Below are 14,756 nucleotides of genomic sequence, written 5' to 3'. Positions count from 1 at the left end.
GGGCTTTGTAAAAAAGAACGGGTATTTACATCAGCTTCGATTTCATTTCCTGGTATTCTGCTTCCGTGATCTTTCCCTGGTTTCTTAATTCAATCAGTTTTTCCAATTCTTCCATTCTGTTAACGTTAGTGTTGGTGGTTGTTGTTATTTGATCAGTATGCGAGGTGTGCGGCATATTCTTTTTTAAACTATCGAACCCGCTTTGCAGAGTGTCGCCGGGATTTTTAAATAACCAGGCGAATACGATCACTGCCAGGGAGGCTGCGAGGGCAATCCACAAACCATAGCCTGCCGATACAATGCCAAATGCGCTACCCGAGATCTGGCTATATTTTATGATCGCAAAAAGAAGGGCTATAAAGCCTGCCATCAGGGTTATCATCCACATATTTCTTTCTTCGGCTTTTTTCTGGTCGCCCATTAATGCAATAACCGCTACAGCTACCAGGGACAGGAATACAACGATGCCAGTTCCATTAAATCCATTGGCGTTCAGGCTGTCTCCAAAAATGCCGCCCACTGTAACCCAGGGAAGAAAAACGGCAATAATGCCTATGGCTGCCAGTATCAAAATGAACCGGCGTTGCTTATGCATTAACAGAAAGTTCATAACACATAGTTTTTATAGTGAAGAAATGGTTGAATGCTCCCGGGATATCAATAGTATTGCCAGGCTACCGGATCTGCAGCCTTTCATTGGGGATGGAAGTATGTATGAAGGAATTAAGGCTATGGTATGGCCCTTTCTTAAAGATGTTCGTTTCAGGAAGCTGGTAACGTTTTCAGGAGATGAGGGAATTGTATCCTAATATACAAAAAAATATTGGTCTGTTAAAATGTGCCTCTAAGAGTAGATATTGAGGTCACTGTCGTTTTTTTTGCCTTTGCAAGGCATAAAGGCAACAAGGCATAAAGGCAACAAGGCAACGAGGATATAAGAAAGGGAAAAGGGCATAGAGGCATATAGAATTGCACTAATGAGTGTTCCTAAATGCCTTTATGCCCTTTGCCTCTGTGCCTTTCCTATGTTAGCGTTTTAATATTCTCTTCGTTATTGTTTCTTTGTTGGTACTTATTTTAATGAAATACATTCCAGTTTTCAGGCCGGAAATGTTAATGTGCTGTCCGCTTAAAATGCGCGGCGCAGAATACACAACGGTGCCATGTACGTCAACTATTTTTACATCAAAATAGTCGCCCATGTTGCCATATTGAATAACCATTTCATTGGTAACCGGGTTGGGCATTATCTTCATGGTAGCGGTGTAATCGGTAAATGGTACTACGCCGCCATCAACAAAAGGCGAGGCCTGTGCAGCAGTTGGGCGAACGGTTACAGAGCTGGTCCAGTCGTTTAAGTTTACGGTGGTACCACCTGATAAGCCCACGCTCACCAGGCACTGGTAATTGCTTCTAAACAAATAAGCAGGGCCTGCGAAATTATTATCGCGGTACAGGATCACTTCATACCCGCTGGTTACTTTTAAAGATGAAATATCGTCGTTAATAGCGCCCCGGGATAGCAACTGGTCCACAGTGTATGTACCAACCGGCATGTTGATGGCATAACCGCCATAGTTGCAATCTTTATACACGATAGCACCGGGCGGGTTGTTCATAACTACGGTGATCTGGGCGGTAGCTTGTCCACCACGGTCATCGGTAGCAACAGCTCTTACTGTATAGGTGCCGGCCGTTGCGCCTGCCCAGGTAAATGAATACGGGCTCGATGCATCTTCACCCAGTTTGGTACTGCCATTAAAGAATTCTACTTTATTAATAGCGCCATCGGCATCTGATGCAGTTGCATTGATGGTAATGCTGGCCGGTGCTATGAAAGTGGCGCCATTGGCAGGTGTTGTAATGCTTATTACCGGCAAGGTATTGGTTACGGACCGCACACGTACAGAAGACGCGGAATCATTCCAGCCGCTGCTCACCAGGCAGGGAACATCTGCTGTATAGCCTGCGAAGGTTCCAGCGAAATTGTCGTTTTTGTACAACACTACTTCATAACCTGGAGTTATTTTAATAGACGAGATGTCTTTATTAGAGATGCCATTCGCTGTCAGTTGCGCAGTTGTGTAATTGCCTGCGTTCAACCCGATGGCATAGGTACCGGTGTAATTACAGTCTTTATAGAAGATGGCGATACCCGTTGGGGTAGAACCGCCGGATACCGAACCGGTAATGGTATAATTGCCCAGTGATCCGTAGTTGGAATAACCGCTTACGGTAGGACTTCCTGAACCCGTACCCGTAACCGAAACATAATAAGTACCTGCAGCAAGCGTGGTGCTGATGCTGGCATTTAAGGTGGCGGGATTGGAAGTGGCAATAACTGTTCCGCTGGTATTGTATACTGTTGCTACAATATCCAGGTTGGGATAACTGGCGTTAGGGTTAAAGTTGAAGTTGGCTGTACCGCCGCTGGTGTTGAAGGAAAACATGTCCACATCGCCGGTGCGTTCAACCACCCCTGCATTGTTTACGTTGCCCGTTGCATCAACGTTGAGGGAAGCCGCTGCGGCGATCGTGTTGCCATAATCGTCGGCGCGGTAGCCTACGCCATATGTTGTGCTGGCGATCGTAGCCAGGTCATCCTGCGTGGTGCTGGGGTTGGCATATTCTCCTTTGCTGAATTGTACCAGCGATTTATTATAACCTACGCCCATGATCGGCGCCCAATTACCCTGACCACTATAATATTCCTCATTGGGCGATGTTCTACCGTCATGTGAAAGCCCGAATGTATGGCCCACTTCATGCGAACCTGCTTCACCGGCTGCTTTGGCGCCACCGTTAAACACCCAGCAAGGCGTTTCATCATTCCACCTGAATGAACCTAAATAAGCTACCCCGCCGGCTCCCGGGGCAGCCGTATTAGTAGGTGTAAAAATGCAACGCATTCTTTTCGTTTTTGGGTACGTGTTAAAAACGGCCTCACTGGTTGTTACATTCAAATGGAACGGCCGGTAATCTTCGCTGATCATTTTCCATACGTTTTCCTTGTCAGCATCTGATAAGTTAGCCGGGGCTGCAGTGATCGGGTTACCGTTGTTCCAGGGAGTACCGGAAACATATTGTCCATCGAAATCGAGCAATACACATCCGTTACCACCGGGATAGCTTTGCAGGTCGGCAACAGCAGCTACCGCATCGGAAGTTGTGGATTCGGTTGTACTTGCAGGTGCTTTTTGATAGTCGATGCAAACTACATTGTTGATATCTGTTTCTTCTACAAATACGGCTCCACTGTTATCAGCGGAATATTTGTAGGCTTTTCTACTATTGTACAACAAAATGTGTCCATACACTGATTTGCCTTCGATCATCAGGTAAAAGGAAGAATTAGGGACATTTTCAATGCTACCTGCCAGTTGTTCTGCGCCCGTGCCCAGCATGCGGCGATGGGTGATGGAAGCTGGTAAGGTAAGGGAGGAAGAAATTTTTAACTGCAGGCGAGGGATGCCATTGGGTTTTTGTGTTGCAGTTAGTTGTTGGCGAAAATCGTTTAAGACATTGGTGCTACTGCCGATTGGATAGCGTTTGTCCTGACCATAGGTTACGGAACCTATTGCGCACAGGCCTACCAGCAGGTACAGATTTAATTTGTGCATGGTGCTTGATTAATGAGGGTGAAAGTAAATTAAAAACCTGTCAGGGCCAATACTTGCGGATGTATACATATAATTGTTATATGTACACGTGCAGTTTAGGACCTGACAGGGTTATTATTAACTTAATGAACTGTTGTAACTACTTAATGAACTGACGCGTGATCTTTTTACCATTCTTTGTATACACCAGGGTATATACACCAGGTGCTAACGATGATACATTGAGCTGGTTAACAGCCGCACGAGCCGTAACTACCTGTTTACCTGTGATATCAAAGATGCGGATGATACCACCCGATAAAGATTCACCGCTTACAATGTTCAGTTGTTGCTGCACCGGGTTGGGGTAAATGGTGAGCGCCTTCCCGGTTTGTACTGAATTATCGATCAGGTTGCTTAACAGATCAGCGCGTGCTGCCTGCGCTCTTGCGCTTAACGGTGTAATGCGAACCCAATTCAAATTCCAGCCACCAGTTTGTGCATACACACCAAAGTTGTATGTGCCTGCAGTAATGGTAACATTATGCGAAACGGTAGTCCAGTTTTGCCAGCCGCCGGTATTAGGAATATCAACGGCGCCCAATGGAATAGCACCAGCATTCAGATCGCACGATACGCGACCGCCGCCATTTAAACTGGCCACACGGTATTCTACTTTATAAGTACCTGAAGTTGGGAAGGTGATGTTGTAATAAGCCATCCAATCGGTAGCATCGATATAGCCAACATTTGATCCGCCGCCTGCATCTGTGGTAGCTTCCACTTGTATGCCGGCCATGTTGTTATAGTTTTCAGCCTCGATAAAAATGCCTGAACCGGTGTTTGCTGCAATAGCCAGGGAAGTTACCTTGTCATTCCAGCCATCATCTACCAGGCAGTCATCGTCGCCAGTTTTAACCAGGGTAGTCCCGGTGAAATTGTCATCCCAGTATAACGTTACTTTGTAGCCGTTTTGAACTTTTAAAGAAGAGATCTCGTCATCGTTAATGCCTTTGGCTATCATTTGCGCCCGGGTATAGCTGCCCGCAGGTAAGGAAACAGCTGTGCCGCCATAGCTGCAATCTTTGTAGAAGGTAGCCACCCCTGTTGTGCCGCCGCCTCTGTTCAACACCACTTCATGAATGGCAGATAATAATGAATTGGCGCCGGTAGCATCGCCCGACAATTCCCAGATCATTACACCATTGCCTTCATCAAATGCCAGGTTGGTTTTATTTTTTATAGTGGTGATGCCATTGTAACCTACACCGCTGAATACATCTGCGTAAGGATCAGCGCCACGGGCAACCAGTTGAGCAAATGTTTCCCAGCTTGGTCTTCCGTAAAAAGGCACGCCCATTACCGCTTTTGAAGCCGGTAAACCGCGTCCTTTCCAATAGCTGAACGACTGTTGAGCGTAGCTATAAGTAGAGTGGTCGAAGTTGTTATAATCATACGCCATCAGGTTTAAAAAATCAACTACATTGAACACGCTGTTGAGAATGCTGCCTCCGTTAATTCCAACAACAGCGGCGGTTAATAATTTACCGCGGTTGTGCATTTCAGTAGCCAGTTGTGTCATCAATGCAGCGTAGTTGTTGGCAGATGCGCCTGCATCGGGATATTCCCAATCGATATCAACGCCATCCAGGCTATATTGATTCACGAAGTTGATGAGGTTGTTTACAAAGTTGGTGCGATAAGTACTGTTGGCTGCCAGCGTTTCAAAACCACTGTCATCGCCATTGTTCCAGCCGCCTACGGCTATCAGCACTTTTACGCCCCTGGCATGCGCGAGGGAAACCAGGCTTTGCAGTTTGCCAGGATTTTCAATGGCCTGTAAACCTCCGGTAGAGGTAGGTAAGGCAAAGGCGTAGTTAATATGAGTAAGCTTGCTGTATTGTATGGCGTTCACATCGCCTGCCCAGGAGGGCATGTAGCCTACCACTTTAAATTGGGCAGCTACGCGTTGTGCCGATGTAAGTAAAAGAAGGAATATACTTGCCGATAAAATTTTCTTCATGATAAAGTTTTTAGTGATCCATTATTTTACGAACTCTCTGGTGATCCTTGTTTTGTTTTTAGTGAATACCAGCGTGTACACACCTGGTGCCAATGCTGATACATCGAGGCGATTGGTGGCAGGGCGCGCCGTCATAACCTGTTTACCGCTCATATCAAAAATGCGGATCAAACCACCAGTCAATGATTCACCACTTAAGATGTTCAATTGTTGCTGAACCGGGTTGGGATAAATGTTGAATGCTTTACCCGTTTGTACAGAATTGTCGATCAGGTTGTTCAACATGTCGGCCCTGGCGGCTTTCGCAGTTAATGGTGTAATACGGAACCAGTTCAGATTCCAGCCACCTGCTATTGCATATATACCCGGCGTATATGTACCGGCGTTAACATGCACGTTATGTGAAATAGTGGTCCAGTTTTGCCAGCCACCGGTAGAAGGAATAGCCAGTTCTCCCAATACAATGGCGCCGGCGTTCAGGTCTAACGACAAACGGCCACCGCCATTCAGGCTGGCTACGCGGTATTCAATTTTATAAGTACCGGTAGTTGGGAAAACGATCGGGTTATAGGCTAGCCAGTCGGTAGCATCTATCCAGCCAACATTCGTTCCGCCGCCTGCATCTGTGGTAGCTTCTGTTTGCACGCCCTGCATATTGCTATAGCTTTCTGCCTGTATCAATGTGCCGGGAGGTGGTGGGGGTGGAGTGCCATTATCCTGGTAAACGCGTACCCAGTCAACATACATTTTTGCCGGGAAACCGTTGAGGTCGATGTTGAAGCCGGGCCAGTTACCGCCAACAGCCATATTCAACAGGATGAAGTGATTGTTCTGAAATTCGCTGGTGCCATTGATACCACCGCCAATATACATTTCGTGGAATTTGGCGCCATCTAAGAACCAACGGATATAATTGGCATCCCATTCAACCGTGTACACGTGGTAATCAGTTACCGTACAAGCGGTGTTACCACTATAGGAGGCATGCTGATTATTATTATCTAACCAGTGTGGAGTGCCATAAGTTATGTTCTCGGCATTGATATGCTCCATTACATCAATTTCACCACAGGCCGGCCAGCCTACAGTAGAAATATTATCACCCAGCATCCAGAACGCAGGCCATATGCCACTGAAGGCAGGCATCTTGATGCGTGCTTCGATCTTGCCATATTTCCAGGATTTCTTACCCTGGGTTTTCATACGGGTAGAAGTATAATTATAGCCGCCGATAGATTCGCGTTTGGCAGTGATCACCAGTTGTCCGTTTTCGACAGTAGCATTTTCCCGGCGGTAATATTGTAATTCATTATTGCCCCAGCCGTTGGTACCGTTGCCGGTTTCAAAAACCCAATCGGCGCTGATGCCGTTGTCAAATTCATCCTGCCACACTAGCTGCCAGTTCTGTGCCTGGGCATTTTTTTGTAGCGTGGTCAATGCACCCAACAATAAACAGGTGGGTAGAAACTTTTTCATAGAAAAGTGTTTTGTGGTTTAAAATATGGATCGTTCTTCGTGAATCGTCAATCGTGAAACGTGAAACGTGAATCGGCAATAATTTCCGGCTGGCAAGATTGATTAGTGATCTCACATCGTAGCAAGCCATTCACCATTCACCATTGACGTTCCTGCAACTTGAAACCTGTAATGGGCAACCGGTAACTGATTTCCTGCAACCTGAAACTTGCAACGGTCATAGCCCATCACACAACCATTCACAAAGTGTAGGGTTGGCAATAGAGATTGAAAGGGGGAAAAAAATATTGATATTCCTATACAGTGCCAGGGAAGTGGTACTACCCACTTAAGTGCTAAGGGATGCAACTACAACTTACTTACTGCTTACAAACAAGTGATTTCTACGAAGAAGGTGAAGGCAAAAATCACTCCAATTAATTCATATCGCTAAATCGTTTTGGAATTTCAAAGCTATAAATGATTATGATGATGAAAAAGAGTAAAATTACTCGATAATTTCAGCATCGATGGATATGGGCACCACACGGTTATCAATACCTCTATATAACACGGAAGCAATGCAGCATCTTAAGAATACCTATTCACCACAATGCCTTGTTAATGTACATGTGTTTTATTTTTATTTTCTATTTCCTATAACGGTAATCTATAATGTGGAAAAAAATAAAACTGTTTTCGTAAAGAAATTATTTTAAAGCGCTTTTACTTTGCAACTGCTTCTACAACTATTTTACTGCAATTACTAATTACCTTCTTCAATTGTTTTTTACCAAAACGCGGAATGCTTAACGCAAAACGCCTGAATACGTTTTGCTTTATGCCTTCAGTAAAATGTACCTTTCTGCTATGCTAAAAAGATTCAGCAATGCAGGAGCTGCAGGTTGGTATTATTTTATCCTTTGTTATTCCAGATGCTTAACGCGAAGCGAATTGCTATGCGTTAATGTGAAACGTAAAACGTAATTCACTTCTTCTGCGTTGAGCGTTTAATCATCATCATTAGTGTTTTTAGTACTATGTGTTCGCTTGCTCGTCAAGCGTTCGGCATTCTGCGTTCGGCGTTAGACGTTGAGCGTTCAGCATTGTGCGTTTATCGTTTGATATGTATGTATTGTTAATCTAAAAAAATGCTTTACAGTATGAGAGTGTTGTCTACCCTTTGCAGAAAGCGCCGCTGGCGATTTTTGCAATATGTTCATTTGGTAATTTTGTTTTGTTTGTTTTCCTCCACGCAAGCGCAGGTGAGTCCAACTGTGCCGGCCACTACGGCGCAGCACACCAAGCAGATAATTGGGTACATTACCCAATGGGATGCCTGGAAAGAAGTAGCGAACGTGGTGCCCAAGGGCGGCTTCAATCATTTGAATGTCGATTACTCCCAGTACACCATTCTGAACTTTTCATTCTTTGGCGTTGCCAAGGATGGTAGTTTACACAGTGGTGATTTTCGTAATAAGAACATTTACCAGGTAGGGGCGGTGCAGGAACCGGCTGCCTTGGTGAATGAAGATATTTACAGCAGTTGGGACCTGTACCTGTTGTATGGCGAATTGGAAACTTTGTATTATATCTCCGACGGCAGTTATGCCTACAGCCTGGGCTATCGTAACGAAGGCGGCGGCTGGAAAAATATAAACACCAACAGGACCGGCACCTTTCCTTTGTCGGTGCATAAACAGGGCGGCGCTCCCGGCCTTCTGGAGCTTGCTCACTCAAAAGGTTTGAAAGTAATGGCTTCTATTGGCGGCTGGAGCATGTGCAAGCATTATCCGGAAATGGCGGCTGATGCTGCCAAGCGCGCCAGATTTATAGCCGGTTGCAAGGAACTGATGGCAATGGGTTTTGATGGTATTGATTTCGACTGGGAATATCCCAATGATCCCGGTATGAACATCGAGCGGTACAGCACGGCAGATTACAACAACTTTGCGCTTTTGGCCGAAGAAGTACGTGCCGCTATCGGCAGCAGCAAACTGATCACAGCTGCTTTTTCTGCAGTACCTGCCAAGCTGCAAGGCTTTAACTGGACACGATTGAACGCTGTGTTCAACTATTATAACATGATGACCTATGATTATAATGGCGGTTGGAGCAACAAAGCAGGTCATAATGCACCATTGTACGATTATCCTGGTATGGAATACCCTGGCTTCTCCCTCAATGGTACGGTGCAGGGTATGCGTAGCCTTGGTGTTAACATGAGCAAGGTGACCCTGGGCGCTCCGTTCTATGGAAGAGGTGTAGTTACCAGCAGCGCTGCTACCGTGAACGGCGCTACTGTAAAACGTGCCGAGACTGTTCAACCAGACGGGCCGATACAAACCTGTGCCGACTATACCAACTGGGCAAAAGACCTGTGGGATGGCACTCCTTCTTATAGCTACATACTGCAAACTACAGGAAGCGGTTCGGGCTGGACTGACCACTGGGATGATGCGGCAAAAGTTCCTTATAAAACAAAAGGAAATTATTTTCTGAGCTATGATAACGAAAGATCAATTGAGGCAAAAGCCCAATTCATAAAAGACAATGGGCTGGCTGGTATCATCGTATGGCAGGTATTTGGCGATATGACGGATATGACCAGCAGCACGGTGGCTAAAGGAAAACTGATCTTTTGTCCCAACACCAAATCAAAACTGGTGAACAAGATCAACCAGGTGTTTGCCAGTGGCAGCACCGGAAACAACGCACCAACCGTGTCGATCACTTCACCTGCTAATAACGCCACATTCACTGCACCTGCGAGCATTACACTAACTGCTAATGCATCTGATGCAGATGGTGCCATTTCTAAAGTGGAATTCTTCAACGGAGCTACATCTATTGGTTCTGTTACATCGGCACCTTATTCGGTTGCCTGGAACAATGTATCGGCAGGCAGCTATACAGTAACTGCTGTAGCAACTGATAACGCCGGTGCTACTACCACTTCCTCTGGCGTTTCATTGACAATAAATGGTAATACCGGTGGAAACAACAGCGGTAAAGTAATTGTGGGTTACTGGCATAACTGGGGTACTACCTCTGGTACGCCACCTTACATCCGTTTGCGCGATGTGAACCCTAAATTCAATGTAATACAAATAGCCTTCGGGGTGAGTGCATCGGATAATGCAACCATCAGCTTTACACCAGAAGGTACATCTGTAGCCGATTTCAAAGCTGATATTCAAACCCTGCAATCACAGGGAAGAAAAGTATTGTTGTCGTTGGGCGGTGAGAACGGACACCTGGTGTTGGGCACAGCTGCAGCAAAAACTTCCTTCGTAAATTCAATGAAGTCGCTGATCGACCAGTATAATTTCGATGGATTCGATATCGACCTCGAAGGTGGTTCAAACCTGGTGCTCGACAATGGCGATAATAACTTTATGGCGCCAACTACCGCAAAAGTGGTAAACCTGATCGCCGGTATAAAGGAGATCATCAATTACCGCAAAGGACAGGGAAAAGACTGCTGGCTGACCATGGCTCCTGAAACCTATTATGTTCAGGCTGCCTATGCATCAACCTATTCACCACTGGTAGGCGCTTACCTGCCATTGATCTATGGCTTACGTAATGAACTTACGTTCATTCATCCGCAGTTGTATAATACCGGTCCAATGACAGGTATGGACAATAAGAACTATTCTTCAAGCACTTCAGACTTTATTGTGGCTATGACAGAAATGTTGTTGCATGGTTTCCCTGTAGCAGGTACAAACCAAACCTTCCCTGCATTGCGTGAAGACCAGGTAGCCTTTGGTTTACCAGCACAAACTTCAGCCGCGGGCTCCGGTTACACAACGCCCGCAAATGTGAAGAAAGCGTTGGATTACCTCACCAAGGGAACATCATTTGGTGGCGGTTATGTGATGAGAAAATCAAGTGGCGGTTATCCCGGACTGAGAGGTATCATGACCTGGAGTGTTAACTGGGACAAAGCGAATGGCGATGAGTTCGCCAACAATTATTACGAGTACTTCTTTGGTAACACAGGTGGAAACAATCCGCCCTCTGTAAGCATCACCTCACCGGCCAACAATGCTACGTTCACCAGTCCGGCTACCGTAACTATTACGGCAAACGCCAGTGATGTGGGTGGAAGCGTAACCAAAGTCGAGTTCTTTAATGGCGGTACAAAACTGGGTGAAGCTACTGCATCGCCTTATAGCTATACCTGGAGCAATGTAGCAAACGGAACCTATACACTTACTGCCAAAGCAACCGACAACGGCGGCGCTGTTGCCACTTCATCAGCAGTAACTATTGTGGTAGGCACAGGTGGTGGCACCGGCTGTAATGGAATTGCTGCGTGGAGTGCTACGGCAGTTTATTTGTCAGGAAACCAGGTGGTATATAATAATAAAGTGTATGAAGCAAAATGGTGGACACAAAACGAGCAACCTGATCTGAACGTAGGTGATGGTAAAGTTTGGAAGTATATCAGCGATTGCAATGGCGGCGGTAATAATACAGCACCTGTTGTAACCCTGACGGCTCCTTCTGCAGGTGCTACGTTCTCTGCACCCGCTTCGGTTACTATCTCTGCTACGGCCAGCGATGCCGATGGTTCTGTAAGCAAAGTGGGTTTTTACAATGGCAGTACGCTGTTAAGCGAAGTAACAGCAGCGCCATACAGTTATACCTGGAGCAACGTTGCCGCAGGGCAGTATACCATTACTGCAAAAGCAACTGATAATAGCGGTGCTACTACTACCACTGCTGGTGTGCTCATTACAGTTACTGGCGGTTCAGGTACGGGTAATTGCGCCGGCGTTGCCGCATACCAGCCGTATCCAAAGATCTACAACTTAGGCGATAAGGTTACCTACAACGGCAATTTGTATGAGAGCCAGTCAAATGCTTTATACAATGTAACACCCGGTACTGCTGATCATTGGTGGAAACCATTAGGAGCCTGCAGTGCTTCTTCATTGGCATCTGCTGCAACCAATATGGCAACTACGATCGGTGGCGCTTCCGTAGTGCCCAACCCGATCAATGGTAACCAGGCACAGGTGTTGAAGTATGCAGAAGCTGGCGACCAACTGATCGTTGAAGTGGAAAGTGTGCGTGGCTATGCAGTATCGAGCCGTTCGTTTACTGCTTCTGTTACCGGTGTAAATGCCATCACCATTCAAACCGCTGGTTTATCAAAAGGGATCTGGATCGTTCGCATTACCAATAAGAAATCCGGCAATGTGAGCACAACCCGGTTGGTGAAACTGTAGACTCTGTAAGTAGGTTAATGATGAAGTGAGAGAATAGGAGTTAGATTCCAGGTTTCGATGGAACACAGGTTATTGGAAAAAATAAACAAGGAACAGGAACCACCATATTCCATGTTCCTTGTTTTTTTATTTCTTATTCTTTCATTTCACTTACCAGCCAGGTGATCAGAGCGCCGAATAAAGCGATCAATGCAATTGACCAGCGCAGGTTAAATGTTTCGGCAATAAAACCCACCGTAGGCGGTACTATCAAAAAGCCAAAATAACCAATGGTAGAAACGCCCGCAATAGCCGGGCCGCCACTCATGTGTTTTACTTTACCCGCCATGCTGAATACCATCGGTACAACGCACGATACCCCAAAGCCCGTCATCAAAAAACCAATACAGGTGGTGATAGTATAAGGGAAGATGGCAGCGAGCAATAAACCCGTCAGGATGAACAGTCCGCTGTATTTCAACATGGCTTTAACGCCAATATTGTTGGCGAGCTTATCACCGGTAAAACGGCCGAGCGTCATCGCCACCATATATACCGCATAACCAACTGTCGCCACTTCCTTGGATGCATGCACGGCTTTTTTCAGATAGATGGCGCTCCAGTCGTACATTGTTCCTTCGCAGGCCATAGAAGCAAAACAAATAAAGCCCAGTTTCAGCAATGCTTTATCGGGGAACCTGAATTTTGTTTTCTCAAGCCGCTCATGTGGTTGCGGTTGCTGGTGTACGCTATCCTTAAAGAAAATAAAACAAAGGCTGGTTAAGAAAATGCTGACTGCGAGAAAATGCCAGGAGGGCGGAATGCTGAATGTGACCACCAACGAACCCACGGCAGCCGCTGCAAAACCGGCCACACTCCAGATGCCGTGAAAAGTAGCAATGATAGAACGATCGTACAATTTCTGCACGCCTATAGATTGCGCATTGGCCGAGATATTAAACAGGTTGCGAGATGAACCAAAGAAGAACAGGACCAGCGCCAGTTCCCAGATGTTTTGTGTGAAGCCTACCAGGCAAAGCATAATGTTGAACAGCACTGCACCTGTAAACATGATATACCTGCTGCTGAACCGGCGTAATAAATAGCCGGTTACAGGCAGGGTGCACATTAATCCTGCCGGCAGGGCGAAGAGCACCGCGCCTAACTTTCCTTCACTCAAATGTAAATTTTGCTGAATAGTGGGTATGCGCGAAGCCCAGGATGAAAAGCCAAAGCCCGATACAAAAAAGAAAATAGCAGTAGCTATGCGGGCTTTCCTGGGGGAGGGGCTGACAGATGCACTAACCATAATACTTTATAACGAGATTTGTTGTTCAACAAGAATGATAGTCATTTTAAGTTGTTGTTATTCCCGGCTTAGCCGGGACAGACCAGTTACTGGGTTTTCCCTGATAACTGGTAACCGGTAACTATTCAGGCTGTTGCCGCCACTACCATTTTCCTGTCAAATAGTACCTGTTTACGGTAGCCGGTAGGGCTTATGCCTTTGTATTTTTTAAAGATGCGGTTTAAATGGCTTTCGTCGGTAAAATGTAATTCAAAGGCAATCTCGTTAATGCGCATATCGCTGTGCAGCAATCGCGTTTCTACCAACTTTAGTTTGTAGTTGGTAATATAATTTTGTAAGGTTTCTCCGGTATGTTTTTTAAAATACTCGCTGAGGTAATTGACTGATATTTGAAAAGCGCCGGCAATTTGCTCGGCTTTTAATAATTCAGGTTTGTAAATATGAGCCTGTACATAATGAATGATCTTCAACGTGGTTTCATCGTTGTTGGCATCAGATTTCATTTTGTTCGGCACCCTGATGTAAAGGTTACGGGCAACAATAGAGATCACGGTGTTCACCATCTGGTGAATGATCTCCTGGTGATAGGGGTCCTTATTGATGTGTTCTTTGATCAATCCATCTATCAATGCTTTCACCAACACCCGGTCGTTCATGCCTTTTAGTATACAACCTGGTGAATGCGTGGTATTATGAAAGATGAACTCCAGCTTTTTTATCCATTCATTCTGATGGCTGTGGGCTTGCTCATTTTGTGATTTGAAATAAATATCATTAAAGCGGATCAGGAAGAATTTGGTAGTGGTTCTGACCGTTACTTTATGTGAGTCTTGTGGAGTAAGTAAAAATAAATTCCCGTTCCGGTATTCGAATTTGTTTTTATTAATGCAATGGGTACCGGTACCATCAATGATATAAACCAGTTCAAAGAAGTTGTGCTTGTGAGTTGGTTTAAGACACTCGTCTGTTTCTTTGTAAACTATTTCAAAAGGCTGGTGGAGATTCTCCGTGTTCATACCTGTAAAAGTACAGAATAAACCCAAAATTGTACAACAGAAAATCGATAACGTCTTCGCAACTTTACAATCCTATAATAAACTGTGCATCCCGGTAACGCCCTGTATATTGACATTCTGCTAAATGAATAT

The 14,756-nt window shown here is 45.5% G+C and carries 7 protein-coding genes; 1 reads left to right on the top strand and 6 read right to left on the bottom strand.

Features of this window, described 5'->3' with window-relative positions:
* Positions 1 to 25: 25 nt before the first annotated feature.
* The 4 genes from FAM09_RS21810 to FAM09_RS21795 form a co-directional block, all read right to left on the bottom strand.
* On the bottom strand, positions 26 to 610 hold the full coding sequence (locus FAM09_RS21810) for an SHOCT domain-containing protein (protein WP_136579266.1): 585 nt from the start codon (positions 608 to 610) through the stop codon (positions 26 to 28).
* 418 nt (positions 611 to 1,028) lie between these two features.
* Positions 1,029 to 3,620, bottom strand: a complete 2,592-nt coding sequence (locus FAM09_RS21805; protein ID WP_136579265.1) for an Ig-like domain-containing protein — start codon at positions 3,618 to 3,620, stop codon at positions 1,029 to 1,031.
* 139 nt (positions 3,621 to 3,759) lie between these two features.
* Positions 3,760 to 5,622: a glycosyl hydrolase family 18 protein gene (locus tag FAM09_RS31305; RefSeq protein ID WP_243751745.1), complete on the bottom strand. Its 1,863-nt coding sequence runs from the start codon at positions 5,620 to 5,622 to the stop codon at positions 3,760 to 3,762.
* A gap of 21 nt (positions 5,623 to 5,643) precedes the next feature.
* Positions 5,644 to 7,098: a carbohydrate-binding protein gene (locus FAM09_RS21795; RefSeq protein ID WP_136579264.1), complete on the bottom strand. Its 1,455-nt coding sequence runs from the start codon at positions 7,096 to 7,098 to the stop codon at positions 5,644 to 5,646.
* 1,142 nt (positions 7,099 to 8,240) lie between these two features.
* On the opposite strand from FAM09_RS21795, the gene FAM09_RS21790 reads away from it, so the two are divergent.
* On the top strand, positions 8,241 to 12,320 hold the full coding sequence (locus tag FAM09_RS21790) for a glycosyl hydrolase family 18 protein (protein WP_166437226.1): 4,080 nt from the start codon (positions 8,241 to 8,243) through the stop codon (positions 12,318 to 12,320).
* Between the two features lie 133 nt (positions 12,321 to 12,453).
* On the opposite strand, the gene FAM09_RS21785 is transcribed toward FAM09_RS21790, so the two are convergent.
* Together FAM09_RS21785 and FAM09_RS21780 are read right to left on the bottom strand one after the other, a co-directional pair.
* On the bottom strand, positions 12,454 to 13,608 hold the full coding sequence (locus FAM09_RS21785) for an MFS transporter (RefSeq protein ID WP_136579262.1): 1,155 nt from the start codon (positions 13,606 to 13,608) through the stop codon (positions 12,454 to 12,456).
* A 125-nt stretch (positions 13,609 to 13,733) separates the two neighbouring features.
* Positions 13,734 to 14,624, bottom strand: coding sequence for an AraC family transcriptional regulator (locus FAM09_RS21780; RefSeq protein ID WP_136579261.1), 891 nt, complete (start codon positions 14,622 to 14,624; stop codon positions 13,734 to 13,736).
* Between the last annotated feature and the right edge of the window lie 132 nt (positions 14,625 to 14,756).

The organism is Niastella caeni, from assembly GCF_004834005.1.
Lineage (GTDB): Bacteria > Bacteroidota > Bacteroidia > Chitinophagales > Chitinophagaceae > Niastella > Niastella caeni.
Note: the sequence above shows the minus strand (reverse complement) of the source record. Positions and strands in the feature narration are given on the sequence as shown.